General features: G+C 60.7%; 29 protein-coding genes. 10 read left to right on the top strand and 19 right to left on the bottom strand.

Annotated features, from left to right (window positions below):
* Positions 1-84: 84 nt before the first annotated feature.
* Positions 85-837: a TerC family protein gene (locus tag PQQ96_RS19705; RefSeq protein ID WP_408295292.1), complete on the bottom strand. Its 753-nt coding sequence runs from the start codon at positions 835-837 to the stop codon at positions 85-87.
* 120 nt (positions 838-957) lie between these two features.
* Here PQQ96_RS19705 and PQQ96_RS19700 point away from each other — a divergent pair, with 120 nt between their 5' ends.
* On the top strand, positions 958-1,839 hold the full coding sequence (locus PQQ96_RS19700) for a LysR family transcriptional regulator (protein ID WP_408295289.1): 882 nt from the start codon (positions 958-960) through the stop codon (positions 1,837-1,839).
* Here the strand turns inward: PQQ96_RS19700 and PQQ96_RS19695 are convergent.
* Entirely contained in the window at positions 1,812-2,273 is a 462-nt protein-coding gene (locus tag PQQ96_RS19695; protein ID WP_408295286.1) for a TerB family tellurite resistance protein, read from the bottom strand. The genes PQQ96_RS19700 and PQQ96_RS19695 overlap by 28 nt on opposite strands.
* 220 nt (positions 2,274-2,493) lie before the next feature.
* Here PQQ96_RS19695 and PQQ96_RS19690 point away from each other — a divergent pair, with 220 nt between their 5' ends.
* On the top strand, positions 2,494-2,826 hold the full coding sequence (locus PQQ96_RS19690) for a DUF2322 family protein (protein WP_408295283.1): 333 nt from the start codon (positions 2,494-2,496) through the stop codon (positions 2,824-2,826).
* Between the two features lie 21 nt (positions 2,827-2,847).
* On the opposite strand, the gene PQQ96_RS19685 is transcribed toward PQQ96_RS19690, so the two are convergent.
* Entirely contained in the window at positions 2,848-3,837 is a 990-nt protein-coding gene (locus PQQ96_RS19685; RefSeq protein ID WP_408295280.1) for a zinc-dependent alcohol dehydrogenase family protein, read from the bottom strand.
* Positions 3,838-3,941: 104 nt separating this feature from the next.
* Here PQQ96_RS19685 and PQQ96_RS19680 point away from each other — a divergent pair, with 104 nt between their 5' ends.
* Positions 3,942-4,841 (top strand): LysR family transcriptional regulator, encoded by a 900-nt coding sequence (locus PQQ96_RS19680; protein ID WP_408295277.1) that lies wholly within the window; start codon positions 3,942-3,944, stop codon positions 4,839-4,841.
* Here the strand turns inward: PQQ96_RS19680 and PQQ96_RS19675 are convergent.
* The gene (locus tag PQQ96_RS19675; RefSeq protein ID WP_408295274.1) at positions 4,831-5,760 is read right to left on the bottom strand and encodes a LysR family transcriptional regulator; all 930 of its coding nucleotides are present in this window, start codon (positions 5,758-5,760) and stop codon (positions 4,831-4,833) included. The two genes, PQQ96_RS19680 and PQQ96_RS19675, sit on opposite strands and share 11 nt — an antisense overlap.
* A gap of 112 nt (positions 5,761-5,872) precedes the next feature.
* Here PQQ96_RS19675 and PQQ96_RS19670 point away from each other — a divergent pair, with 112 nt between their 5' ends.
* Positions 5,873-6,895: an aldo/keto reductase gene (locus PQQ96_RS19670; RefSeq protein ID WP_408295271.1), complete on the top strand. Its 1,023-nt coding sequence runs from the start codon at positions 5,873-5,875 to the stop codon at positions 6,893-6,895.
* Positions 6,896-7,048: 153 nt separating this feature from the next.
* On the opposite strand, the gene PQQ96_RS19665 is transcribed toward PQQ96_RS19670, so the two are convergent.
* The 4 genes from PQQ96_RS19665 to PQQ96_RS19650 form a co-directional block, all read right to left on the bottom strand.
* The gene (locus tag PQQ96_RS19665) at positions 7,049-8,365 is read right to left on the bottom strand and encodes an MFS transporter (protein WP_408295268.1); all 1,317 of its coding nucleotides are present in this window, start codon (positions 8,363-8,365) and stop codon (positions 7,049-7,051) included.
* 26 nt (positions 8,366-8,391) lie between these two features.
* Positions 8,392-9,156 (bottom strand): enoyl-CoA hydratase, encoded by a 765-nt coding sequence (locus PQQ96_RS19660; RefSeq protein ID WP_408295266.1) that lies wholly within the window; start codon positions 9,154-9,156, stop codon positions 8,392-8,394.
* Positions 9,153-10,319, bottom strand: coding sequence for a CaiB/BaiF CoA transferase family protein (locus PQQ96_RS19655; RefSeq protein WP_408295263.1), 1,167 nt, complete (start codon positions 10,317-10,319; stop codon positions 9,153-9,155). The genes PQQ96_RS19660 and PQQ96_RS19655 overlap by 4 nt, the downstream gene beginning before the upstream one ends.
* Before the next feature lie 168 nt (positions 10,320-10,487).
* Positions 10,488-11,378 (bottom strand): LysR family transcriptional regulator, encoded by an 891-nt coding sequence (locus PQQ96_RS19650; RefSeq protein WP_408295260.1) that lies wholly within the window; start codon positions 11,376-11,378, stop codon positions 10,488-10,490.
* Positions 11,379-11,647: 269 nt separating this feature from the next.
* Between PQQ96_RS19650 and PQQ96_RS19645 the strand changes: the two genes are divergently transcribed.
* Entirely contained in the window at positions 11,648-11,956 is a 309-nt protein-coding gene (locus PQQ96_RS19645; protein ID WP_408295257.1) for a DUF4148 domain-containing protein, read from the top strand.
* A gap of 24 nt (positions 11,957-11,980) precedes the next feature.
* Here the strand turns inward: PQQ96_RS19645 and PQQ96_RS19640 are convergent, their stop codons facing one another.
* Complete coding sequence (locus PQQ96_RS19640) at positions 11,981-12,442, bottom strand: lipocalin-like domain-containing protein (protein WP_408295254.1); 462 nt, start codon at positions 12,440-12,442, stop codon at positions 11,981-11,983.
* Positions 12,443-12,905: 463 nt separating this feature from the next.
* Between PQQ96_RS19640 and bfr the strand changes: the two genes are divergently transcribed.
* Complete coding sequence (gene bfr / locus PQQ96_RS19635) at positions 12,906-13,382, top strand: bacterioferritin (protein ID WP_408295251.1); 477 nt, start codon at positions 12,906-12,908, stop codon at positions 13,380-13,382.
* 66 nt (positions 13,383-13,448) lie between these two features.
* Here bfr and PQQ96_RS19630 read toward each other — a convergent pair whose 3' ends face one another.
* The 10 genes from PQQ96_RS19630 to PQQ96_RS19585 all read right to left on the bottom strand — a co-directional run bounded on the left by PQQ96_RS19630 (position 13,449) and on the right by PQQ96_RS19585 (position 21,685).
* Positions 13,449-13,751, bottom strand: coding sequence for a 4Fe-4S dicluster domain-containing protein (locus PQQ96_RS19630; RefSeq protein ID WP_408295248.1), 303 nt, complete (start codon positions 13,749-13,751; stop codon positions 13,449-13,451).
* Positions 13,748-14,062 (bottom strand): hypothetical protein, encoded by a 315-nt coding sequence (locus tag PQQ96_RS19625; RefSeq protein ID WP_408295246.1) that lies wholly within the window; start codon positions 14,060-14,062, stop codon positions 13,748-13,750. Before PQQ96_RS19625 ends, PQQ96_RS19630 begins: the two co-directional genes overlap by 4 nt.
* A 12-nt stretch (positions 14,063-14,074) precedes the next feature.
* Positions 14,075-14,650, bottom strand: a complete 576-nt coding sequence (locus tag PQQ96_RS19620; RefSeq protein ID WP_408295243.1) for an RNA polymerase sigma factor — start codon at positions 14,648-14,650, stop codon at positions 14,075-14,077.
* A 200-nt stretch (positions 14,651-14,850) separates the two neighbouring features.
* Positions 14,851-16,317, bottom strand: coding sequence for a cysteate racemase (gene cuyB, locus PQQ96_RS19615; protein ID WP_408295240.1), 1,467 nt, complete (start codon positions 16,315-16,317; stop codon positions 14,851-14,853).
* Positions 16,314-17,603: a dicarboxylate/amino acid:cation symporter gene (locus tag PQQ96_RS19610; protein WP_408295238.1), complete on the bottom strand. Its 1,290-nt coding sequence runs from the start codon at positions 17,601-17,603 to the stop codon at positions 16,314-16,316. The genes cuyB and PQQ96_RS19610 overlap by 4 nt, the downstream gene beginning before the upstream one ends.
* A gap of 181 nt (positions 17,604-17,784) precedes the next feature.
* Positions 17,785-18,699, bottom strand: coding sequence for a LysR substrate-binding domain-containing protein (locus tag PQQ96_RS19605; protein WP_408295236.1), 915 nt, complete (start codon positions 18,697-18,699; stop codon positions 17,785-17,787).
* A gap of 62 nt (positions 18,700-18,761) precedes the next feature.
* A complete protein-coding gene (locus tag PQQ96_RS19600; protein WP_408295233.1) occupies positions 18,762-19,985 on the bottom strand; it encodes a type II toxin-antitoxin system HipA family toxin in 1,224 nt (407 codons plus the stop codon).
* Between the two features lie 2 nt (positions 19,986-19,987).
* Positions 19,988-20,287, bottom strand: coding sequence for a helix-turn-helix domain-containing protein (locus PQQ96_RS19595; RefSeq protein WP_235993672.1), 300 nt, complete (start codon positions 20,285-20,287; stop codon positions 19,988-19,990).
* A gap of 382 nt (positions 20,288-20,669) precedes the next feature.
* Entirely contained in the window at positions 20,670-20,906 is a 237-nt protein-coding gene (locus PQQ96_RS19590) for a DUF4148 domain-containing protein (protein ID WP_408295230.1), read from the bottom strand.
* 209 nt (positions 20,907-21,115) lie between these two features.
* Positions 21,116-21,685, bottom strand: a complete 570-nt coding sequence (locus PQQ96_RS19585; protein WP_408295227.1) for a thioredoxin family protein — start codon at positions 21,683-21,685, stop codon at positions 21,116-21,118.
* Between the two features lie 227 nt (positions 21,686-21,912).
* Here PQQ96_RS19585 and PQQ96_RS19580 point away from each other — a divergent pair, with 227 nt between their 5' ends.
* From PQQ96_RS19580 to PQQ96_RS19565, 4 genes are read left to right on the top strand one after another with little or no spacing between them, the layout of a single operon-like run.
* Positions 21,913-22,284, top strand: coding sequence for a GFA family protein (locus PQQ96_RS19580; RefSeq protein WP_408295224.1), 372 nt, complete (start codon positions 21,913-21,915; stop codon positions 22,282-22,284).
* Positions 22,281-22,403 carry a hypothetical protein gene (locus tag PQQ96_RS19575; protein WP_408295221.1) on the top strand — a complete coding sequence of 41 codons (123 nt, stop codon included), beginning with the start codon at positions 22,281-22,283 and terminating at the stop codon, positions 22,401-22,403. The genes PQQ96_RS19580 and PQQ96_RS19575 overlap by 4 nt, the downstream gene beginning before the upstream one ends.
* A 7-nt stretch (positions 22,404-22,410) precedes the next feature.
* Complete coding sequence (locus PQQ96_RS19570) at positions 22,411-23,151, top strand: response regulator (protein ID WP_408295218.1); 741 nt, start codon at positions 22,411-22,413, stop codon at positions 23,149-23,151.
* Positions 23,148-24,482, top strand: coding sequence for an ATP-binding protein (locus tag PQQ96_RS19565; RefSeq protein WP_408295215.1), 1,335 nt, complete (start codon positions 23,148-23,150; stop codon positions 24,480-24,482). Before PQQ96_RS19570 ends, PQQ96_RS19565 begins: the two co-directional genes overlap by 4 nt.
* The last annotated feature ends 105 nt before the right edge of the window (positions 24,483-24,587 follow it).

The raw sequence follows: 24,587 nt of genomic DNA, 5'->3' as shown, positions 1-24,587 counted from the left end.
GCCGCCCGATGCCGGAAAAACGATCCGGCGTGATTTCGTTCCAGCCTGTCGAACCGCGCTTTCATGCGCGGCCCTCACACCGGCTTACTTGCTCGCGCCAACCTTCTGCTTCGATTTCGCCCGGCGTACGAGCACGTTCAGTGCCTCGACGAAAGCGGAGAACGCCATGGCCGTGTAGATGTAACCCTTCGGCACGTGCGATCCAAAGCCTTCCGCGATGAGCGTCATGCCGATGACAAGCAGGAAGCCGAGCGCGAGCATGACAATGGTCGGGTTGCGATCGATGAAGCGCGACAGCGGGTGAGCAGCAAACAGCATCACCGTGACCGCAGCAATCACTGCAACGAACATGATCGGCATGTGCTCGGTCATCCCGACCGCCGTGATGATGCTGTCGACCGAGAACACGATATCGAGCACCAGGATCTGTCCAATCGCAGCCATTGCGGTCAACTGCACGGTCGTGTTCATCTTGTCGCGCACTTCTTCCGCATGGACCACGTGGTGGTGAATTTCACTGGTCGCCTTCCAGACGAGGAACAGGCCGCCGCCGAGCAGGATCAGGTCACGCCATGAAAACGCGTGGCCCAGGAGCGTCACGGCAGGCGCGGTCAGTTGCGCGATCCACGCGACAGTGCCGAGCAGGGCGAGCCGCAGCACGAGCGCGAGCATGATGCCCATGCGTTGCACGCGAGCGCGTTGAGCTTCAGGCAGCTTGTTGCTGACGATCGAGATGAAGATCAGGTTGTCGATACCGAGCACGATTTCCATCACGACCAGCGTGAGAAGCGCAGCCCATGCAGCGGGGTCGGCAACGAGTACGAGTAGAGCGTCCATGGGTTCCGTAAGCGAATAAAGATGGATAACGTTGGTATGCCGCTATCATCGCCGTCTTCATGGTTCGGATAAATCAGTGATACTCTGAGCGATATATCGTTTTTTTCGAAGTGTCGCCCTATGCTGAACTACCGCCATCTCTACTATTTCTGGATCGTCGTGAAGGAGGGCGGCTTCGCGCGCGCGGCCGAGCGCCTCGACATGGCCGTTCAGACCATCAGCGCGCAGGTGCGCGAGCTGGAAAAATCGATCGGGCGGCAGTTGCTGAAGCCGGCCGGGCGCGGCGTCACGATGACCGAAGCGGGCGAAACGGCATTCAATCGCGCGGAACAGATTTTTCAGATCGGCGAGGCGCTACTCGACGAGATGCGCGAGGCGGGCAGCGAACGTGTCGCGCGGCTTGCTGTGGGGCTCTCCGACGGCATCTCAAAGCTCGCCGCACACGCGCTGCTGGCTCCGGTCCTCAATACGCCGTCGCTCAGGCTCCTCTGTCACGAGGGTGAACATGCGCAGTTGTTGTCCGAACTCGCGCTCCATCGGCTCGATCTGGTCCTGGCCTGCCAGCCGGCGCCGCACAACGCGGACCTGCGCGTCGTGAGCCAGCGCCTCATCGGGTCGCCCGTCGACTGGTATGGCCCCGCGGAGATCATCAGCAAGTCGGCCCGTGCCGGCTTTCCGCAGTGCCTGGCGGATCTGCCCGTGCTCCTGCCCACCGGGCACGGCGCGTTGCGCGCGCGCCTCGACCGCTGGTTCGAAGCTCAGGGCATCCGGCCGCGGATCGTCGGGGAATTCGAAGACAGCGCGCTGATGGCGGTGTTCGCCGCGCGCGGTCTCGGTGTGTTTCCGCTCGCGGAACTGGGCGCGGAGGACGTGGCGCTGCTGCGAGGCGTACGCTGGCTCGGCCGGGCGGAAGGCGTGATCGAAGAGATCCACGCGATCCGCTCGCGGCGTGGGCAACATCATGCGCTCGCGTCTCAGGTGGTCGCGGCCGTCCGTGCGTGAGCGCGCGGTAGGCCCGGCAACGGGATGTAATGGCTTGCGCTCTGGTCCGGCTTCGGTCCCCATGCGTTGAACACGGCAACGAGCAAGGCGATTTCGCCGTCCGCCAGATAGTCGTCCGCGATCGTGACGGCGATGCACAGGCGAATCACCTTGCGGCGCAACGCGGGGTCGTCGATCTCGTTGATCAACGCGGCGAGCAGGGCCGCGTCGAGTTGACCGACCGGCGGCGCGAACGGCGTGTGCGCGACCGATTGATCCTCACACAGCGTCTGCACGATCCGCGCGAATTGCGCCGGTGCGAGGCCGAGTTCGTCGGAGATATCGAGGCTTTCGAGTACGCGCTCTTCCGCGCTGCTGACGTGGCCGTCAGACGTGAGCGCCAGCGCGACGATGCGTGCGGCGGCTTGAGGACTGTTGCGCGGATAGGTTCGCATGTTGGGGCTCCTGGGGCGGACAATGTCCGCAGTGGTGATGGGCCTCAGTCTGCGTTAGGTCATGGAACCGATAAATCTGTTAATCCGGGAATGATGGTTCGAAAAAACCGAACCTTCCGCGACAGGCAGGTGCGAAGCCTTATCGTCCGCTGCGATGCCAAACACCCTATCGGATAAGATACGGCTCGCCGCATTTTTCCGAATAGAAGGAGTGTTTTCAGTGATTCAACCGAGCAACGTGTTCAAGGACAATCTCGCCCACCTGCCCGCTATTGACGGTATCGAACGTATCGATCTGGTCGACGGCAAGGGCGCTGTCGTGGCAAGCATCGAGAACAAGCCGGGCAAGCAGGGCTCGCTGGCGGTGTACAACTATCTGCAGCAGGTCTTCGGCACGCTGGACGTCAAGGCGGCCGAACACGGCCTCGCGGTGTTCGCCGAGCATACGGCCGACGCGCGCAACCGTCCGGGTGCGCACCCGAACGTCGACCATTTGCTCGCGATTGTGGCCGGTGGCGAAGCGCTGCGCATCGACGTCGTCGCAGCGGGCTGAGCGCGCGGTCCCACGCCGCATTCAAACCGTCACGACAATCTTCCCCAACTGTTCGTTCGACTCCAGGAAGCGATGTGCGTCGACGATCTGGTCGAACGGAAATGTCCTGGCGATGATTGGCTTCAACGAACCCGACGTCAGCCCGTCGAGGATGAAAGCCTTGGCTGCCGCTAACCGCACCGGATCGCTCAGGATCTCGTGCACCAGGTAGCCGCGCAGCGTCAGTGCCTTGCTCAACACGGTGAATAGCGGGAAGGGCGTCGGCTCGGCGCTCAAGCTGCCGTATTCGATGAGGATGCCGCCGCGAGACATCGCGTCCGTGAGCGGCCCGAATATCGGGCCACCGATGGGGTCCAGCACGACCCTCACGCCTTTCGGTCCCGCGATTGCCTTCAACCGGGCAGCCAGATCCTCCTCCGCGGAAGCGACGACATGGGCCGCGCCCAATTCGAGCAACGCCTGTCGCTTGTCGGCGGTTCGCGTGACGGCAATGGGGGTCGCGCCTACGCTGTTGGCAATCTGGATCGCAGCAAGACCGACACTGCTCGACGCCGCAGTCACGACAATGAAGTCTCCCCGGCTCAGTTTGCCAATGTCGATCAACGCACCATAAGCGGTGAGATATTGCATCCAGACGGCGGCGGCCGCGTCCCAACTGAGCGAGGGCGGATGCTTGACGACGAGCTCGGCAGGAAAGGTGACGAGTTCACCATAGGCGGGCCAGCGGACCATGGATACCGGCGGCACGATGCTGACGGCGTCGCCTGGCGCGAAATCCTGCACCCCTTCGCCCACCGTTTCGACGATACCCGCCGCCTCGAGCCCAAGGCCAGAAGGTAGCGCTGGCGTTTCGATGTAGGTGCCCGCACGCAGCAATGCCTCGGCGCGGTTAAGACCCAAGGCCTTCACACGAATCTGAATCTCACCCTGAGGGGGCGCGGGAACCGCGACGTCCTCGATGCGAAGCACCTCGGGACCGCCATGCTGATGAAAGCGAATAACACGTGTCATGGGGTTTCAACTCAAAAGTAAATGGATTTAATTAACTATGACAGTGTGGTTTTGTCAGATAAATGGCACTATGACTAGAACAGTCGAAACCAATGGTTTTTAATATGGATCGTCTTACGAGCATGGCCGTATTCGTCAAAGCCGTCGATCTGGGCTCGTTCGCGGCTGCAGCGGACGCGCTCGGTTTATCCGGACCGATGGTCGGCAAGCATGTCCGGTTTCTGGAGGAACGGCTGGGCGTGCGACTGATTACGCGGACGACACGGCGCCAGAGCCTCACGGAGTTCGGACGCGCGTACTACGAACGGTGCCGGGGCATACTCGCCGAGGCAGACGCGGCGGATGCCCTCGCTGCGGATCAACTTTCCGAACCGCGTGGAAAACTGCGCGTCACGATGCCCGTGCACTTCGGGCGGCGCTGTGTTGCCCCAGTCCTGTTTGAGTTCGCGCGACGCTATCCGATGCTGGAACTGGATCTGTCGTTCAACGACCGCTTCGTTGATCTTGCAGAGGACGACTTCGATCTCGCCATCCGGACCGGCGGTCTCGAGGATAAGGCAGGCGTGATAGCGCGTCGCATTGCGCGCCAGCGTATGGTCGTCTGCGCGTCACCCGCGTATCTGGAGATGCACGGCCAGCCGCGGCAGATAGAAGATTTCAGCGGGCATCAGGCCATCATCTACAGGCGCTCGGGACGTATCCGCCCGTGGCTGTTTCCTCGTACCGACACGGCGCCGGCAGAGGTCACGCCGCCAAACCGGTTACGTCTGGATGACCTCGATGCGATCGCGGACGCGGCGGCGATCGGGATGGGACTGGCCTGGCTCCCATACTGGCTCGTTCGCGAGCGCGTTCAGGCGGGCGGCCTTGTGCATCTGCTGCCGGATCAACCGGAATATCTCTACGACGCCTATGCGACCTGGTTGCAGACACCGCATCTACCGTTGAAGGTTCGTCTTGCTGTCGACGCGTTGGCGGAGGCGTTGCCGGGGCTTATGACTTGAGCCGCTGCCGGGCATGACGCGCCGGTTCGTCAGCGGCAAGAATAAAGTCAACGAACGCCCGAAGCGGAGCCGGCATATGGGTTCGGCTCGGGTAGTACAGAAACGGTCCGGTGAAAGATTGCCACCACGCCTCGAGCACCGGTACGAGCGCCCCCCGCTCGATTGCCGGTCGCAGAAACTCATCGAACGAATAGACGATCCCCAGTCCCGCCATGGCCGCGCCTCTTTGCAGTTCGATCACGGAGGCGATCATCGGTCCGTTTGGCTCGATCCGCACGATGTCATCGCCCCGTTTGAACTCCCATGTCGCGAGCACGCCGCTGTCGAAGCGGTGGCCGATGCACGCGTGGTTCAGCAGTTCGCCCGGATGTTGCGGTACGCCACGGGCCGCGAGGTAGGACGGCGAGGCCGCTGCGACGAAATGTTGAATGCGCGGGCCGATCGGCACCGCGATCATGTCGCGCTCGAGGCGTTCGTCGTAGCGGATGCCGGCGTCGTAACCTGCCGCGAGGATATCGATGAACGTGTCGTTGGTGCCAACGTCCACCGTGATACCCGGGTGAGCGGCAACGAAGCGGGAGAGGAGAGCGGGCAGGATTTCTCTTGCCGCGATCGACGGAACGTTTAATCTGAGCGTTCCAGTCGGACTCTCACGAAAGAGGTTCACCGCATCCAGCGCGATGGCGATTTCCCCGAATGCCGGCGCGAGCCGCTCGAAAAGACGCTGCCCCGCTTCCGTTGGCGTGACGCTACGCGTCGTGCGGTTGAGCAGCCTGACGCCGAGCTGCTGTTCGAGTCTTCGAACCGCTTCGCTCAGCGATGAGGCCGACACGCCGCCGGTCAGTGCCGCATGGCGGAATCCGCGTGCCCGCGTGACAGCGACAAATGCTTTCAGATCGGAAAGGTCGGGTTGCTGCATTGTTCGCTTTTCCGCACGGGTCATCCTGATTGAGGGGGATTATCGCACGCTGAAAATCGGCCGATACTTCTGGTCAAGCGCCTTTTCTGCGGCGCACCTACCGAGGAACATCATGAAACAGCTTCAACTGGGTAAGACGGGTCCGCTAAGCTCCGCTATCGGTCTTGGCTGCATGGGTATGTCCGGCATGTATGGTCCGTCTGACCGCGCCGAAAGTATCGCAACGATCCACGCCGCGCTCGAAGCCGGCGTGACGCTGCTCGATACCGGCGATTTTTACGGCTCCGGCCACAACGAAATCCTGATCGGCGAGGCCCTGAGAAGTGCGCCGCCGTCACGCCGCGATGCGGCGATCATCAGCGTGAAGTTCGGTGCCATGCGCGACCCCGCAGGCGGCTGGTCGCTCAACGACGCACGTCCCGCGGCGGTCAAAAACTTCCTGGCCTACACGCTGCAGCGCCTGGGCGTCGACCATATCGACATCTACCGTCCTGCGCGGCTCGATTCCAGCGTGCCGATCGAAGACACGGTCGGGGCGATTGCCGACATGATCAAAGCCGGCTATGTGCGGTACGTCGGCTTGTCCGAAGTGGGCGCGACGACCCTGCGCCGTGCGGCAGAGGTGCATCCGGTGAGCGATTTGCAGATCGAGTACTCGCTGATTTCGCGCGGCATTGAAGACGAAATATTGCCGACATGCCGCGAGCTCGGGATCGGCGTGACGGCATACGGCGTGTTGTCCCGCGGCTTGATCAGCGGCCACTGGAGCAAGGAGTCAGCGGGGAAAGGCGATTTTCGCGCCATGAGTCCGCGCTTTCAGGGCGACAACGTCGATCACAATCTCGCGCTCGTGGATGCACTGCGTAAGGTAGCTGATGCAAAAGGCGTGTCGGTGGCGCAGATCGCGATTGCGTGGGTTGCAGCCCAGGGCAGCGACATCGTGCCGCTCGTTGGCGCGCGCCGGCGCGATCGTCTGGCCGAAGCGCTTGGGGCGGTCGATGTGACGCTCACGGCGGAGGATCTGGCCGCGATCGCGCAGGCAGTGCCGGCCGGCGCTGCTGCAGGCGAACGTTATGCGGCGGCGCAGATGGCGCATCTCGACAGCGAAAAGGGGAGTCAAGGCCACGCTGCCTGATGCGTTGACGCGGTCGTGCAAACCGGGTGAGCCACGCACTGTTGAATGCGCTGCGGCGTGGCTTTACCCTGTTGTCAGTGCGTCAGAAGCGGTGGCTCGCTCGCTTGCCGGTCTGCTCCCGTCACAAAGACGCACCACAACCTCGGCCCTTCTTCAGTTTTTATCGACGAGCGGAAACACAACGTCCCGGCCCGTGTGCTCCGGTGACGCTGTCTGCTTCAGCTTGACGACGAATGGCGCATCCGGTTTCATGATGAACGTCATCAGCACGCCGCAGGCCATCACACCGATGGACAGCAAAAAGGTGACATTCCAGTCCCCAACACGATCGACCAGATAACCGGCCACAACCGGGCTAACGATCGCAGCGGTAAAGCCGGTGCCGCTCATGATGCCGCTCGCCGTGCCCGAGCGGTCATAAGCAACGTCCATCGGAATCGCCCACATGGGTCCGATATTCATTTCATTGAAGAACATCGCCGCCGCGAGGAAGATCAGCGAATACATCGGATCGTGTATCAGCACCACCGGGATCAATGACAAACCGGTCATGGTCATGCAGAACGCGACCAGGTAGCTGCGCGCGAGCTTCAGATTGCCGGTACGGCGAAGCAGTCGATCGCTGATCAAACCACCGGCCAGATCGCCGAACACACCGGCGACGAACACCCCTGACGTGAAAATGACCGCCTTCTTGATGTTCAGATGGAAGCTATGCATGAAGTAAAGCGGCATCCAGTCCAGCATCAACCAGAGGATCCAGTTGTAGCAGAAGTAGACGCCGGAGACGGGCAGCAGGCGGCGATAAAGACGCATCCATGTGCCCGGCATTTCCACCGGACGAACCGTCGGCGGTGGCAGGCTGCTGATCTCTTCAGGCGTGATGCGCGGATGATCCGCCGGCTTCTCGGTGTACGTCACGTACCACAGCAGCAGCCAGCCGAAACTCAGCGCGCCGAGCAGATAAAACGAGAATCGCCAGTTGAAGGCCGTCATCAGCGCCAACACCAGCATCGGCGCGACAGCGTTGCCGAGGCGCGACGAGGAGTGCGTGATGCCCTGGGCCATGCCGCGTTTATCCTTTCTCACCCACGACGCCATCGCGCTGGTGGAGGCGGGGAAGGTGGCGCCTTCGCCCAAACCCAGCAGCAGTCGCGCCGCAACAAGTGTCGCGAAACCGCCGGCGAGACCCGTCAGCGTGGTCGCTACCGCCCAGATAAGGGCACAGAAAATCAGCGTGCGCTTGGCCCCGAAGCGGTCACTCACCCAGCCGCCGATGAACTGGAACAGCACGTACGGATACGCGAAAGCCGAGAAGACGAAGCCGAGTTGCGTGTTGCTCAGTCCGAGCTCGGACTTGAATTGCCCGGCGGCGGTGCTGATGTTGACGCGGTCGACGTAGGTGATGAAATACATCAGGCACAACATCAGCAGGACTAGCGTGGTCGCCTTAGGCTGTAATCGTTTCATGTTGTCTCACTCCACTGTGTTCGCTGCTATTTTTTCGACGCGCCCGAGGTAAAGGCAGCCACGGCATCCTTGAAGTTGTCGCTGCCGTACACCGCTTCGATCAGATCTTCGTCATCGAACCGCTGTTCAACGATGATGCGGCGCAGGCTTTCCTTCACGGCCTTCTGCGTGACCGGCGAAAGCGCGATGAGCCGTTGCGCGAGCGAGTACGCGGTTTCTTCCAACGCGCTCTGCGAGCACACCTCAACCACATAGCCGCACGCCAGCGCCTCCTGTGCCGTGACGTATTCGGCGAGCAGCAACATCTTCTTGACCCGTGGCACGCCGAGCGCGGCTTGCAAGCGCGCGAGGTTGCGCGACGACAGCGTGTTGGAGAGCGTCTTCGCGATCGGCGCGCCAAAGCGCGAGCCGTCGCTGCAAACACGGAAATCGCAGACTGTCGCCAGCGCCAGGCCGCCGCCCACGGCCCAGCCGTCGATCACCGCAACCGTGGGGACCGCAATGCGTTCGACCGTGTCGATGACGCGCTCGACGAAGGCCTCGTAGGTGACCCCATCGCGGCCATCGCGAAAGTCCTTGAAGTACGCGATGTCGGTGCCGGAAATGAAGGACTTGCCGCCCGCGCCTCTAAAGAGAATGCAGCGCACGCTGGCGTTCTGTTCACACTCGGCGACGCGTGCCAGCAGCGACTCGTACATGTTCAGCGTCATCGCGTTATGCCGCTCGGGGCGGTCGATCACGATTTCCGCCGCGCCGGAGGGATGGACCGTGAGTCTGACGAGATCGCTCATGGCGCCGTCCCGTTGATCTCGGCAAAGATCTCCGCGTTATGCTCGCCCAGCAGTGGCGGATGACGACGCACCGTCTGCGGCGTGCCCAGCATCTTCACGGGGAAACCGATGTTCTTGACCTTGCCTTCGTTCGGGTGGTCGATCTCCATGCACATGCGGCGGTGCGTGGCGTGCTCGCTTTCGAACGCTTCGGGATAGGACAGGATCGGGCCGGCCGGAATACCGGCGGCGAGCATCGCGTCGACCCAGGCGTCGCTATCGCGCCTCGCGAACTCCTGCTCCAGTGTTTCGATCAGTGCCTCGCGATTCTTCAGGCGCAGCGATACGCTCGCGTAGTCGGCGTGAGCGACAAGGTCCGGGCGCTCCAACAGTTCGCACAGTTTCGTCCATAGTTTCTGGTTGGTCGCACCCATCACGAAGTAGCCGTCCCGCGCTTTCACGGCCTGGTAGGGTGCGCTCATCTTGTTGCTGGTGCCGAGCGGTGTCGGCGGCACGCCTGTGCCCCAGTATTCCGACATGTCCCAGATCGAGAAGGCCATCACCGAATCGAATAGCGACGCGTCGATGTGTTGACCCTCGCCCGTCTTCTGCGCGCCGATGTAGGCCGACAGCAGCCCGTAAACCGCAAACAGCGCGCAGCCGATGTCCGCCACCGGCACGCCTGCCTTGACGGGTTTTCCACCCTTGTAGCCGGTCACGCTCATTACGCCGGACATGGCCTGGGCCATGAGGTCGAAGCCCGGACGCGACGCCCACGGTCCGCTTTGTCCGAAGCCCGAGATACTGACGTAGACGATCTTCGGATTGATTGCCCGGATCGACTCATAGTCGATGGAGAGGCGTTGCACCACGCCCGGACGGTAGTTTTCGACGATCACGTCGGCGGTTTTGGCGAGTTCGTAGAAGAACTCGCGACCTTCATCGCTCTTGAGATCCAGCGTCAGTGAGCGCTTGTTGCGGTTCATGTTCAGGAAGCCCATGCTGTCCGGCCCCTTCATCTTGAAGCCCATCGCGCCACGGGTCTGATCGCCTTCGGGCGGCTCGACCTTGATCACGTCGGCGCCCATGTCCGCCATCAGCATGCAGGCGAATGGGCCGGCCATGACCTGGCTGACGTCCAGCACGCGGATGCCTTGCAGCGGCAGATGCTTCGATTCCGTCATCTCGAGTGTCCTCTGTAGTGGGTATGAGTCGAACCGCTCAGCCATGTCGTGCATGGCCGGCAGGTTGTCTGTCCTCACTGTCCGCTACAGACCAGGCCGCCGCAAGAATGCCTGGAGCATGTCTGGTTTCGCGCGTGGCGAAACCGGGCCGCGACTACCGGCCAGGCACTAGGCCGGTCCGCCGAGAAGCTCGGCCACCACGTTGCGCAGGGTCTGCTCCTGGGCATGTCCTTCGACGCAGGACAAAACGTAGCTGCGCTGATGCCAGTCGCCGACGAGTGCCGCCGACGCGAGCGATGCCTCGGGATGAAAACTGCGCAGAACCTCGGGCGGCATCAGACCCATGCCGAGGCCGTGACGCACCATTGCCAGCATGGTGTCGAAGCCGCTGACGGTGAAATTGTTGGCGAATTGCCGCCCGCGGCTGCGGTACGCGCGTTGCACGGCCGCGAGGACCGCGGAGCCCTTGCCGAGGCTCACGATGGGGAGATCGAGAATGTCGTCGATACCGACCGGGCCCTCTGGAAACTGGAAATGTGGGCGGCTATACACCAGCACCAGTTCGTCCTCCTTGTACGGGGACTTGGCGAGGTTCAGGAAGCCGCTTTTCTTTTCGTAGATGCCCACGTCGATCACCTTGTCGCGCAGCAGTTGCTGGACGATTTTGCTGTTCTCCTCGACGATCTTCAGGGCAATCCTGGGATACTTGCGCTGAATGGCGGCAATCTCGCGCGCCAGGAACTGGATGACGACGGCCTTGGGCGCGCCGATGATAATGCGGCCATCGAGGCCCTGATTGAGCGCCTGCGCGTCGCCCTCCAGGCGGACGATGAGGTTGTCGATCTGCCGGACGTATTCCAGCAGCTTGGCGCCCGATTCGGTGATCTCGACGCCATGCGGTACGCGCTGGAATAGCTTGGCGCCGAGTTGTGCTTCCAGGTCCGACACGCGCCGTGACGCGGCCGCCACCGCCAGGCTGAGTTTGTCGGCGGCGCGGGAGATGCTGCCTTCTTCAGCGATGGCGAGGATCAGGCGGACGGTGGTTGTGTCGAACTTCACGCGGGTCTCCAGTCTTTATCGATCTGATTGGCGGCGCGGGACAGTGCGCCGGACGGGGAGGGTCGTCCGGCGCTGCCGCGCTTTCGCTCATGATAAAGGCTGCGATGACATGCCCTGCCTGTAGCGTGCGTGCCAGTTCTCCATATTCGACAACAATCCTCTCCAGGGACGCCGCTTACTCCCAAGCGGCCACCTACTTAGACTGTGCTCACTGATTTACGAACAGGGCTGTTCGTAGCAGGACAAAGCAAAGTCTGGAGGTCGTTCTCATGAAGTCGCTTGTTCAAGCCGTTGTTGTTGCCGCTGTGCTTGCAGCGCCGGTTGCCGTGTTCGCTCAATCGAACCAACCTGTCACGCGTGCGCAAGTGCGTGCTGAACTGATCGAACTCGAAAAGGCTGGCTACAACCCCGCCCATGGCGCAGATCCGCACTACCCGGAAGACATCCAGGCCGCTGAAGCCAAGGTGGCTGCACAACATGCAGAGACAGGCTTCGGCGGCGTGGCGAATGGCTCGTCGGACGCGGGAGGTCCGGCCGTATCGAAGCCGGAGTGGAATGCGATGTACAACCATCCGTAATGCGGGAATGGGCGAAGGGCAAACCTACTCGACTTTAATCCACACCAATACAGCCGAGCTTTCATTGCCGGTCACGGGGTTCTTCGCGGGCAGCGTCTTGATGTACAAGACGTTGCCGTCGATTCTGAACTGACGCACTTGAGTCGTCCCTGTCCACGACTGATTCCACGATGCATCAATATGGTGGCTAACTTTGTCGCCCTCGATGCTGTAGGTCCCCGCGTATGCGATGAACCCGCTGTAGAGATCGACGCGTTCCGCGTCGGTTGGAACGAGCGTGTCGGGCGCCTTGCGCCCCTCCTTAACCAGAATGGCGTACATCCGGCCGTCAGGCCCATAGCTGAGATAGCCGCTTGGGTGCGCGCCGAACAAATCGGTTTTCTGGCCGGTCGCCACGTCTTCATCCGTGAAGGACTGTAGCTTCCAGGTTCCGAGTTGCGGGCCGGTGCGGCTCTGCCGCGGTTGTTCGGCAGACGGGCGTTTCATCGAAGTTCTCCTCTCGGAGTGTTAAAAATACCTGGGCAGGTTGCCGACATTGGGTGCGCCAAGCCCTGTCACATCGTTGTACCCTGGCGTGGCGGAACAGAGGATGCACGGTTTTGCGCCAGTGTCGTTCGAACCAACCGTCACGTCAAAAAAGCGGCTCTTTGATGCCTGGTCGATCCTGGTCTGGTCCTGTTCATCTGCAGCATCGTGTCGATCCTTGACCGCAGCAATATCGGTATCGCGATGCTGCTCGGCGTCAGGACGACGAACGTACGTTCGATCACAGCGCAGTAACGATTCCGGTTCTCATTTTTAACGTGGCATGAGCAATACACTATGCTGGACTAGTGGTGACCAACATGCGCGCGTCGACGCTTGAGCAGCAGGCCACATCGAACGGAACAGGATGCTTGAGCAACGCCCCACGCCTTTGTCGTGGGGCGTAACCGGTCAAGGAGGCGATATGCAAGGAGACCCTAAGGTTCTCGAATATCTGAACGCGCAGTTGAAGAACGAACTGTCCGCGATCAATCAGTATTTCCTGCACGCCAGAATGTACGGGCATTGGGGCCTGAAAAGCCTTGCGAAGCACGAGTATGACGAATCAATCGGCGAGATGAAGCATGCTGATCTGCTGATCGAGCGTATCTTCGTGCTGGACGGCTTACCCAACCTGCAAGACCTGCATAAGTTGCTGATTGGTGAGGAAACGAAAGAAATTCTCGAGTGCGATCTTAAGCTCGAGCAAATTTCTCAGGCGACTTGTAAGGAAGCGATTGCTTACTGCGAGACGGTTCGCGACTTTGTCTCACGCGAGATCCTCACCCATATTCTCGACGATACGGAAGAGCATATCGACTGGCTCGAGACGAATCTGGAGTTGATCGATAAGGTCGGGATTCAGAACTATCAGCAATCGGGAATGGATTCGCCGAGCTGAGTGTCTCCGTATGGGGTGCGGCCTGTGGGTCTGGTCCACCTGGTTGATGTGAAGCCGCACGCCACCTCACGCCCCCCCGAACCTGGCTAACGTAATGGCATGTTCGGGGCACGCCGTCACGCACAAGCCGCATGCCCGACACGCATCGGCGTTTGGCGTGTACGCGACTTTCATTCCGTGTACGCGCAGCTTGAATCGATTTAGCGCGCCCAATTGCTGATAGTCAGCCGTGTCGATCCGGCGGATGTCGAAAACGTTCTCCGGACAGACTACCGCGCAATCGCCCTTGCCTTCGCACCGCTTTAAATTGACCACGGGGGCAATCAAACCTGGGGCCTGCTTGCACGTGGATGTCGACGCGGTGCTCATGCTTGATCCTCGCCGCGCTTGCCGTCAAAGGACGATCGATTGTTCTGGAAGGCCTCGCGCTCTTCCGGCGTCATCCGTTCCCACCGACGCCAATGCCGGCGTCCGTGGCAACCGCCATGGCCTCGAAATCCGCCAAAGAGAATCCGGCTCAGGATCAACAGGCCCATCGCGTGGAGATAATCGATCGAGCGGCCGCCAATGAAGAGCGCCGGGACAACCCAATTCCACAGCGCCATCACCATCCATCCCAGCACGGCAATGCCCACCAGAACCAACAGTACTTTGCCGAAGCATCTCAGTTTGAATCTCATTGACCTGCTCCTTTAGATATCCAGTTCGTCGTACACGGCTTGCAAGCGAACGCGCAGATGCAGTACGGCGTAACGCTTGCGTGCCAATAGCGTGTTCACGCCAACCCCGCTTTCGGATGCCAGCTCCTTGAAGCTGCGCCCCTCCAGCTCATGCGCGACGAAGACGTCGCGCTGATCCGTTGGCAATTCGTTGAGCGCGTCTTGCAGGGCTTCCAGCAACACTGATCTTGCGTAGACGGCTTCCGGGCCGGCGTCGGTTGCCGGCAGGGCGAGATCCAGTCGATACTCGGCGTCGTCCGGGTCGTCGACCATCTCGGTAAGCGGTTGCTCGCGGCGCTTGCGAAAGCGGTCGATGATGCGGTTTCGCGCCACCCGGAACAGCCACGCGCTAACCTGTTCAATCGGCGCGGGGAGCCGGTAGGCTTGCACGAACTCGTGAAAGACATCCTGCAGGATGTCTTCGGCCTCACTCTGATCGTGCACGCGACGCCGGATGAAATTGCCGAGCTTCGTACGCTCACGCAACACAGTTGCAGTGATGTCGTTGTCTCGTTCAATCATCGGGTTCGGGGGGCGCGGCGGTTCCATACGTCTGTAGACGATTCACGCTCAGAAATATTGTGGGCGGCGAGAAAAAGATCGTGCCACTGCTCGGAGGCAGGCGCCCAGTATGGATTACGTTGACGGCAAGCAGTTGATGAATGTCTTGGCGAGCGATGAGCCGTTCTGGAAGCGGAGGCTGAGACGATCCGGTCGCCGGACCCGTCGCCTCGTTGGCTGTCGCACTATCAGAGGAGGCGTTCGGTGGCCGCCGTCGCGAGAGCCACGCATTGTTGTGCAAGGACATCGGTTGGATCGACGAGACAGACGCGTGCTCCGGTCGTCCCCACGAAACTTGTCTGTGGCAATAGAAGCGGCAACTCGGTGCATCCCAGGACGATGACCTCAACGTCTTCCGCTATGAGCCCATCAATCGCAGCGGCGATGTCCTCTAGGCATCGACCGGTAGTGAATCCCGCTTTGACCCCTTCCTTGCCATAGATCGCGTCCATCACCCGGGCCTGCAATTCCGCTGCCGGAACGATTTGCCGCAAACCCTGCGATTCGAGGGCTTTCTCGTAGACGCCGCTTGCGATCGTGCCGGAGGTTGCCAGCACGCCAACGGAGCGCAACAGCGGAAACGTTTCGCGGAGATGGCGGACCGTCACCGTCAGCATGTTGACGATCGGTATGCCCAGATACGGCTGAATCCGTTCAACAAACGCGTGAGCGGTGTTACACGGAATGGCGATGAGGTCCGCGTCGCCCGACTCGAGCTTCTTGCAGGTCGCGTAAAGCGATATAGTTGGGTCGGGCCCGTCGCCGATCAGGTTTTCTGTGCGGTCAGGAATCTGCGGATTCTGTTCAACCAGAAGCCTGATATGGTCCTGATCTCGATTCGCCGGCGTATTGCGTACGATCTTCTGCATGAAGTCCACTGTAGCCGCAGGCCCAACGCCACCCACCACGCCGACTTTGAAAATGGATTCGGGCAAACCGTATTCGCCCGCAATCACGTACTGCGCATAGGCAAGATTCGAATCGATCAGTGGCACTCGAAATGAACCCATTTCCTCAGCCACGAGCGCAATTTCCGTCAGACCCGGCACGATGATTTGTGCACCTTGCGCGATGAGGTCCTCGCACGCCTCGCGCAGAAGCGCGACGGGCCGCCCAGACAGGTTTCCGCTCTTGATACCGTTCGCTCCGTAGACGGCTTCGGTGACGAGATCGATATCGTCGCGTGAGCGGGGATGAATGACTTCAAACTCCGGCTCCGCGAAATACTTTTCAAATAGCCCTTTTTGACGGGTGTAGTCCGAGGTGAGCACACTGATTCGCCGTGCAGTCGGAAATTTTCTTCGAACATGGCTGCGGACGGCTTCCACCATATCGACAATCTGCAAGGGCGAGTTAGCCTTGAGTTCGTCGATAAATGTGTGGCTGAGAAAGCAGGGGAGTACGACGGTCGTCACCCCCCTTTTCTCGAAGCCGCTAATCATGTCGAAAATGTACAGTTTCCGTTGAGTCGTCGCCTCACTCCCAATAGCCACGCTTCGGAAGGGATGCTGCTCGAAAATGACGTCGACGTGTTCTGCATCGCTCGAGGCTGGCGTCGATTTGACGAGCTTGAAAAAAACGTCCGCGCTCGCCAGTGGACCCAGGCCGCCCACCACGCCGAACTTTTTCCCGCTCAGCACGTTTGCGCTGATCATTCTGTTTCGCCTTGCAGTTGGCCCAGGACAACATGGTTCACTCCGTCCTTCTGTTTGGCGACCCGCTTGGCCTCCCACTTCGCAATGACGGCCGTCGCGATACTGTTACCGATCACGTTCGTGGCAGTTCGCCCCATATCGAGAATCTGATCGATGGCGAGGATCAACACCACGCCGGACGGGGGGAGGTGAAACATCGGGGCGACAGCGGCGACCACTACCACGGAGCCTCTTGCGACACCGGCCATGCCCTTGCTGCTCAACATAAGGACGAGCAACATCATGATCTGCGTGCTTATCGGCATGTCGATGCCGAATGCCTGCGCGATAAAAATCGCAGCAAACGCCTGGTACATCATCGATCCGTCGAGATTGAACGCGTAGCCGAGCGGCAACGTGAAGCCGACGACCTTCTTGTCGATACCGAACGCTTCAAGCTTCTCGGTCAGACGCGGATAAGCGGCCTCACTGCTCGCGGTAGAGAAGGCGAGCATCGCGGGTTCGCGGACCGCCTTAAGCAGTTTCCAGATCGATTTGCCCAGAAAGACGTGACCGACGAGGATAAGGACCGCCCAGAGCAGGACGAGACCGAGATAGAAGCTTCCGACGAGCTTGCCGTAGATGGTCAACACGTCCAGGCCGTGCACCGTAATCGCGGAGGCAAGGGCGCCGAAGACACCGATCGGAGCGAGCCGCATCACGTAGTCGGTCAGCTTCAGCATCGCGGGGACGAGCGCATCGATGCCTGCGATCAATGGCGTGACACGCGGGTCAGTCTTGATGGCACTCAGGACCACACCAAACAGCACGGAAAAGACGAGGATTTGCAGGATGTCATTCCGGGCCATCGCATCGATGATGCTGGAAGGGAACGCGTGCGTGACGAAGTCCTTGAAGTTCAGACCCGCGGTGTTGAGGCCGGTGGCAACATCTGAACTGGTCTGCGTCATATGCAAGCCAGCGCCGGGTTGCAGCGCATTCGCAAGGACGAGGCCAAGCGCGAGCGAGAAAAGCGAGGCGCACACGAACCACCCCACCGACCTGAATCCGATTCTGCGCACGTCGCTCGTCCCTTCCATTCCGGCGAGCCCGGACACCAGCGTGGCGAAGACGAGCGGCGCGATAATCATCTTCACGAGGCGCAGGAAGATATCGGTAATGATCGAGAAGTAGCCGGCGATTGTCTTCGCTTCTGCAGCATCGGCTACGGTTCGATGGCATACGTAACCGACGATCACGCCGAGCACCATGCCGACCAGAATATAGAACGTTAGGCGGTTTTTCATTTCCATCAGTCCGAGGAAGGCGCACAAAGGTCTGAGGTGACCACCGTACGCCGGCAGGAGGCAAAAACGCCCTTAGCGGGGCGGCGTTTCTGTGTATGGACGGATGATAGAGACGATCAAAAAAGACTCAATGCGGGTCTGGCATGGAGATATGCGAGACTCGCATAACGCGGGATAACCCTTAATCTACGGCCTGCGATGCGGCGCGAAGGTGGCGCCACAGCGTGTCCAGAAACTCGCTGCGATTCGAGGCGTCCCGGTAGACGCGAAGCTCAACCTTGAGATGCCATGCGTCCCGGCCGGCCGGGACGAGTTCGCCCGCGTCGAGCTCGGCGACGATCGAGCTTTTGGGAAGCCAGGCAACGCCTTCGCCTTCGAGGACCAGTTTCTTGAGGACCTCGGCCATGTCGGATTCGTAGTGAGGCTGCAAAGCCGGGGTTGCATCGACCCGGCTCAGGAGGAGTGCGAGGCAGCGGCCGAAATAGCTGGTTTCCGTGTACGAAATCAACGGCAATGGACGAGCCGCCGTTCCCGGTAACCGGAACACGGGCGCGCCACGTGGGTTTGGCCGGCAGACAGGCATCAGTACATCGACGCCTACGGTGAGATGCTCGTACCGGATCGGGTCGAGATGGAGAGGCAGCTCCGGGTGATGATAGGCAAACATCAGTTCGCAGTTGCCGTTCACGAGCATCAGGATCGAGTCATGGACATTGGTGGGTATCACCCGGGCGCGGACCTCCCCGAAACGGGCCGTGAGCGCCTTTAACCAGGCAGGCAGGAAACTTAGCGCGATCGTATGGCCTGCTGCAATCTGCAAGCCTTTGCCCGCCATGCGTTGGTCGATACGAATGATGGCTCGCGTATCGAATAGCTTCCCAAGGACGTCGACCGCGGCTTCCCGGAACAGTTGTCCGGCAGGTGTCAGCGTGGGAGGGAAGCTGCTTCGGTCAATGAGGTCCGCGCCGACCCACTGCTCAAGCGACTGAATGCGCCTGCTGAAGCCCGACTGGGTGACATTCCGGAATTCCGCCGCCCGCGAGAAGCTCTGATACTGGGCGAGCGCGATGAAGTCCTCAATCCACTTGATTTCCATGTTGGATCCAATGTGTGCGGCGATGGCGCGTGCGACCGGTGTGCCTGATCATTGAGCTCGCTTCACAGCATGCGCGTGCGGTTTGTTTCTATCTTGCCTGCAATCAGGCTTACCGTTGCGCGCCGAATGGGAAAGCTCCGCGCGTGATCCCGAAACCGGCCGGCCACCCCCGCAGTGCGTTCAATGACCGCCTCTGCCGCACGAGCCGGTATACCCGTAAGGCTGGCAAGCTGCAATAGATGCCTACGCGCCGGCGCGCGACTCTCGCCGCACACGTCCATTTGATGCTCACCGCCCGGCCCTTCGTTGAAGGTCAAGTCGTAAGCCGGCGAGAATTGCCACTGCCCCTGCGCCGACAGCCGGAAGGAGAAATTTTTCGTGTGGTCGTCCCGATTGTTGAACACCACATTGAAGACACAGCGCTCAAAGGCCCGTAACACTTCACGCTCATCTCGTGTGATGAAGCGAGTCAATTTCAGAAGCGAACCATAGTCGATCGATGGGTATCGGAAGTTGGCGTTCAGCGCGCCGGCAGCGGTGTGCATTGGCACGCGCTGAGCGCCAGACCGGTCGAAACGCTCGATGCCGAATGCTGAAAGACGGGACCCGAGATCAAAGTACCTTGTTGCCGGCACCGGAATCTCACACGCCTGCGCAAGCACGGCATACAGCGCCTCGACTGCGCACACTTCCTTGTGGTCGTACTGGGCGGGGAACTTGACCAGCCAGGGCGTGCCGGCACTCTGCTCCGAGTTCGACATGCGGCCGCTGTGCGGGTCGAAATTAACCAGCACTTTAGGCCGGGCGCCGTGCGGCGAGCCACCCATCAGGACGAGCTCGCGCAGCAACTCGGTACTGCCGTCCGTCATCACTTCGCGGACTTCCCGGGCAAGCTCGATAAGTTGCACATCCGAAGGGTGAAGAACGTCTCCCTGAGCCGGTTCAAAAACAAGAGCGCCCATTGCCTTCTCGCCAATGAACGCAAGACGGTCGAGCGGGGACATCCGCGCAGGGTCCCAGCCCCGCTGCCGAAAGAGGCGATCCATGAGTAGCATGCCCCAGCCGTCGGGCAGGGCATCAGAAACGAGCCCTGGCAGGCGAAACTGGTGGTCCGGGAAGCTATCGTAGGCCTGCTGACGCAATGCCAGATGCAAGGGCGAAAGCTCGAGACCGCGTTGCAGCGCTTCGGAGGAGTACTCAAATATCAGGTTCGTCCCGTCGTCCCCAAGCTTGCCCAGTTCGAAACGCTCGCTCCAGCCGGCGTAAACGACGCTCAGTTTTTTCATCGTTACCTCCGCGAAGCCCGTTCACGCGTGGCGCTCGCCTTCTCCATCGCTCGAATGGAGTTCGGCTTGTATTCGAACAGAGGCGACAGCGAGCCGGTTAGCCCAAGCGCCATGGCGACCCGGAGAAGACTCTCAAGCGTTGCCTTCCCGGTACGCTCGAGGTTGCGTACCGCGCGCTCGGACACCCCTGCGCGGGCGGCCAGTTCGCTCTGCTGCAGGTTCTGAGCGAGGCGCTGCGCGCGTAGCCGGTGACCCAGTTCAAGGGCAATTTCGTCTGCAGTAGCGAGATCAAAGAGCAACATTTTGCCGGTTATCCATCAAATTTACCGATAAACATTAATATTTTACCGGTTGATACCAGATGAGGCAAGCTAGATGATATCTAAAGGCAATTTTGTGCCGTTTATAGTTAAATTTACGGGTTAATCGACCAAAATTCGATGGTTATTTTAAGTCGCTCGCGATCACGTCGCTCCGCATCCGGCCCCGGCGGTCTCCCGAATAGCCGACTGCACGCGCCGCTGAATTGCGAGGTGCTGCCATAGCCTCTCGCGAGCCATTGAAAGCGATACGCCCACACCGAGCGCGCTCGGTGTGGGCGTAGTGGAACGTGCGAAGGATCTTGAACCAAGAGGATTGCTTACCGTAATGGAAGCGGAATTCAATCCGGCGGTGCTCAGACAATCAGCTACCGCGATACAAGCTGCTGAGACGGGCGAACTGGCCGTCCTGCTCGGCTTGCACCAGCTCGTGGCGGACCTCTGCGCGCGTCTTCTGCATTGCGCCAGTTTGGCTCGGGTTCCATTGCTGCATTTGCGCGGCGCCCGATTGACCACCGGTTGTTGCAGGGGCGTCAGCAGCATGAGCGATGCCAGCCGTAGCGAATGCAGCGAAAGCCAAAGCGATCATTGAGGTTTTCATGTCGTACTCCGTGAACTAATGAAAAAAAGGAAGGCGCCGGGGTATCAGGTAGCAAGGGCAGCAATTCGATCAGTCATCTGCGATTTGCTTGCGTCTTGCATCCGGCGTTGATGCATTAAAACGTGCCGACGTATCTGGCTTGTGTCGAGAAACCGGGTCAATTGCAATGTTCTGTATCACCTCGATGCCCAGATACATTGCGATACGAATCACGGGTTTTCCGCCAGCAAGGCCTTGATCTTCGCCTCGGTCTGTTCGTAGTCGCCTTCGCCGAAGTGCGTGTAGACGACGTGCCCTTTCTTGTCGACCAGATAGAACGCAGGCCAATACTCGTTGTCGTAGGCGCGCCAGGTTGCGTAGTTGTTGTCCTGCGCGACCGGGAACGTAATGTCGAAGCGTTTGATCGCTGTCTTGACGTTGTCCGTGCTGCGCTCGAACGGATACTCGGGGGTGTGGACACCGACCACCACCAGACCCTGGTCCTTATATTTCTGATTCCAGGTCTTCACGTAGGGCAGCACGTGGATGCAGTTGATACACGTGTAGGTCCAGAAATCGACCAGCACAACCTTGCCGCGCAACTGCTGCATGGTCAGGGGATCGCTATTGAGCCATTTGTCGATACCAGTGAATTCCGGTGCGGCCGTGCCGTTGGTGACCTGGTTGGCAGTGGGACTTGCGGCAGGACTTGCAACGAGCGTCGCGAGGGCGGTAGCGCCGGCTGCCACGGTTGCGGCGAACAGGGCGACGGTAGTAGCGGTTTTGAGTCGGGAGAGCATGTCAGCGTCCTTTCATGAAAGGGAAGACCCGGGCGTGGATCCAGATGTCGTGTCGGGCATTCCAGTGGTGAACATGGCTGCATTGGAACGCCCGTTCGTATCTGGCTTGTGTCGCCGGGGCGGCGCGGGTGCAATGTTTTGTGTCAGGGGAGTGCCCAGATACATTGCGATACAAAGCCTCGCGCGTACTGGGCTATAAAGCAGCCATGTCTACTGCGGAGCACCCCATGAGTACCGAACTGCTGCAAGGATCCTGTCATTGCGGGACCGTGAAATTTGAAGTCCGTACCGATGTCGTGCCTGCCGTGCGTTGCAATTGCAGCCTGTGCCGGCGCAAGGGTGCGCTGATGACGCCGCCGTTCGCCGCGGGCGAGCTGAAGATCCTGCAGGGTGAGGAAGCGCTGACGCTCTACCAGTTCAATACGCGCACGGCAAAGCACTACTTCTGCAAGCACTGCGGCATTTATCCGTTTCATCAGACGCGTAGGGATCCGCAGTTGTGGCGGGTCAACATCGGTTGCCTCGCGGGCGTCGACCCGTATACGCTGGAGGCCAGTGTGGCCAATGGCGCCAGCCTGTCCGTCGTGGAGGACGCATGAGACGGCTCGTGGCGATTCTCGCCTTCCTGGCGGGTGGATTGGCCGCGGAACTGGCGCACCCCGTGTACTGTTCGCTGGTCAACGTGAACCGGGTGCGAGTCAAACGTCGAAAGGACTGATCCATTGATGGAAAACGCCGACCACGTGCTGATCGTCGACGACGATCGCGGCATCCGTGAATTGCTCGCAACCTATCTCGAGAAGAACGGCATGCGCGTGTCGTTGGCCGCCAACGGCCGGCAGATGCGCGCCGTCCTCGAGCAGGGCGCGCCCGATCTGATCGTGCTTGACCTGATGATGCCCGGCGAAGACGGTCTCGTGCTGTGCCGGGAATTGCGTGCCGGCAAGTTCCATTCCGTGCCGGTACTGATGCTGACCGCCCGCAGCGAAGAGGCGGATCGCATTGTCGGCCTGGAAATGGGCGCCGACGATTACCTGTCCAAACCGTTTGCAGTGCGCGAACTGCTGGCGCGGATCCGCTCCGTGTTGCGCCGTGCGCGGATGCTGCCACCTGGCATGCAGGTGACGGAAACCGCGCCGATGATCGGCTTCGGCGACTGGCGGCTCGACACGACTGCGCGCCATCTGCTCGACGCCGAGGGCACCATGGTGGCCCTGAGCGGTGCGGAATATCGCTTGCTGCGCGTGTTCCTCGATCATCCACAACGCGTGCTCACGCGGGATCAATTGCTCAATCTGACCCAGGGGCGCCAGGCCGATGCGTTCGATCGCTCGATCGATCTGCTGGTCAGCCGTTTGCGGCAGCGCCTGCAGGACACTGCGCGCGAGCCGCGTTACATCAAGACGCTGCGCAGCGAGGGTTATGTATTTTCCGCGGTCGTGACCATGATCGAAGGCAGTCCATGAAGCTGAATACATTGCTGCGTTGGCCGCGCTCACTGTTCGCGAGGCTTGCGCTGATTCTCTTCGTCAGCCTCGCGCTGGTGCAAACGCTGTCGGTCTGGCTCACCATGACGGAGCGGGACCAGACGATGACGAACGTCATGATGGGTTACATCGAACGCGAGGTCACCAGTTCCGTCGCGCTGCTCGATCATTTGCCCGCTAACGAACGCGCCGAATGGTTGCCACGGCTGGCGCGGCGTACCTATACCTTCGATCTGGGACCCGGGGTCGCCGGCGGGCCCCCGGATGCGAAGCTCTCGGCGAGGGTGGCGCAATCCATCGCGGATGGCATCGGCAAACGCTATCCGCTAACGGCTAACGCCGTCCCGGGCGACCCGGACCGCCTGCAGGTCCATCTGCAGTTGAGTGACGGCACGCCGCTGACGATCGACTACCACCCGATGCCAGGCGCGCCGCTGTCGCCGTGGTTGTCGTGGGTGCTGGTGCTGCAACTGGTGGTGCTGGCCGCGTGCTGCTGGCTGGCGGTACGGCTGACAACGCGCCCGTTGAGCCAGTTGGCGCGAGCGGCCGACACCCTGGGCCCCGACCTGAAGGCCGAGCGCCTGCCAGAAGACGGACCGGATGAAGTGGCGCGCGCGGCGCGGGCGTTCAACGCCATGCAGGACCGCATCAGGCTATACATGACCGAGCGCTTGCAGATCCTCGCGGCGATTTCGCATGACCTGCAAACGCCGATTACCCGCATGCGTTTGCGCGTGGATGTGATGGACGAAAGCGCACAGGGCGCCAAGCTGCAGCAGGACCTGCAGGAAATGGAAACGATGGTCAAGGAAGGCGTCACATACGCGCGCACCATGCACGGCGCCAGTGAGGCGCCTTTGCGTATCGATCCGGATGCGCTGTTCGACAGCCTCGTGTTCGACTATGTCGATGCCGGCAAGGACGTCTCGCTGCACGGCCGAATCGACACGGCACTGGTGACACGCCCTCAGGCGTTGCGCCGGATCGTGGGCAACCTCGTCGACAACGCGCTGAAGTTCGGTGGGTCGGCCGAGATCAGAGTCGCCTCGCGGGACGGACACGTGACGGTTTCCGTGCTCGATCGCGGGCCGGGTATTCCTGCTGAGTCGCTGGAAACGGTGTTCGAACCGTTCTATCGGCTGGAAGGATCGCGCAACCGCGGAACCGGCGGTACCGGGCTAGGCCTCGCGATTGCGCGGCAACTCGCTTTAGCGATGGACGCGGTGCTGTCGTTGCATAACCGGCCCGACGGCGGCCTGGAAGCCAGGCTAGTGTTGAAAAGCGTCAGCCGGAATCCGATCACTCGCTGATTGCACGGTATGCCGCATTTTTTTATCAACGCACGGGGACCTCCGCTCCACGGTCTCCCGCTCTCTCTGTATCTCAATGTATCTGCGCCGCCGGTCAATACATAA

Source organism: Paraburkholderia sediminicola, assembly GCF_046027825.1.
Classification (GTDB): domain Bacteria; phylum Pseudomonadota; class Gammaproteobacteria; order Burkholderiales; family Burkholderiaceae; genus Paraburkholderia; species Paraburkholderia sediminicola_D.
Note: the sequence above shows the minus strand (reverse complement) of the source record. Positions and strands in the feature narration are given on the sequence as shown.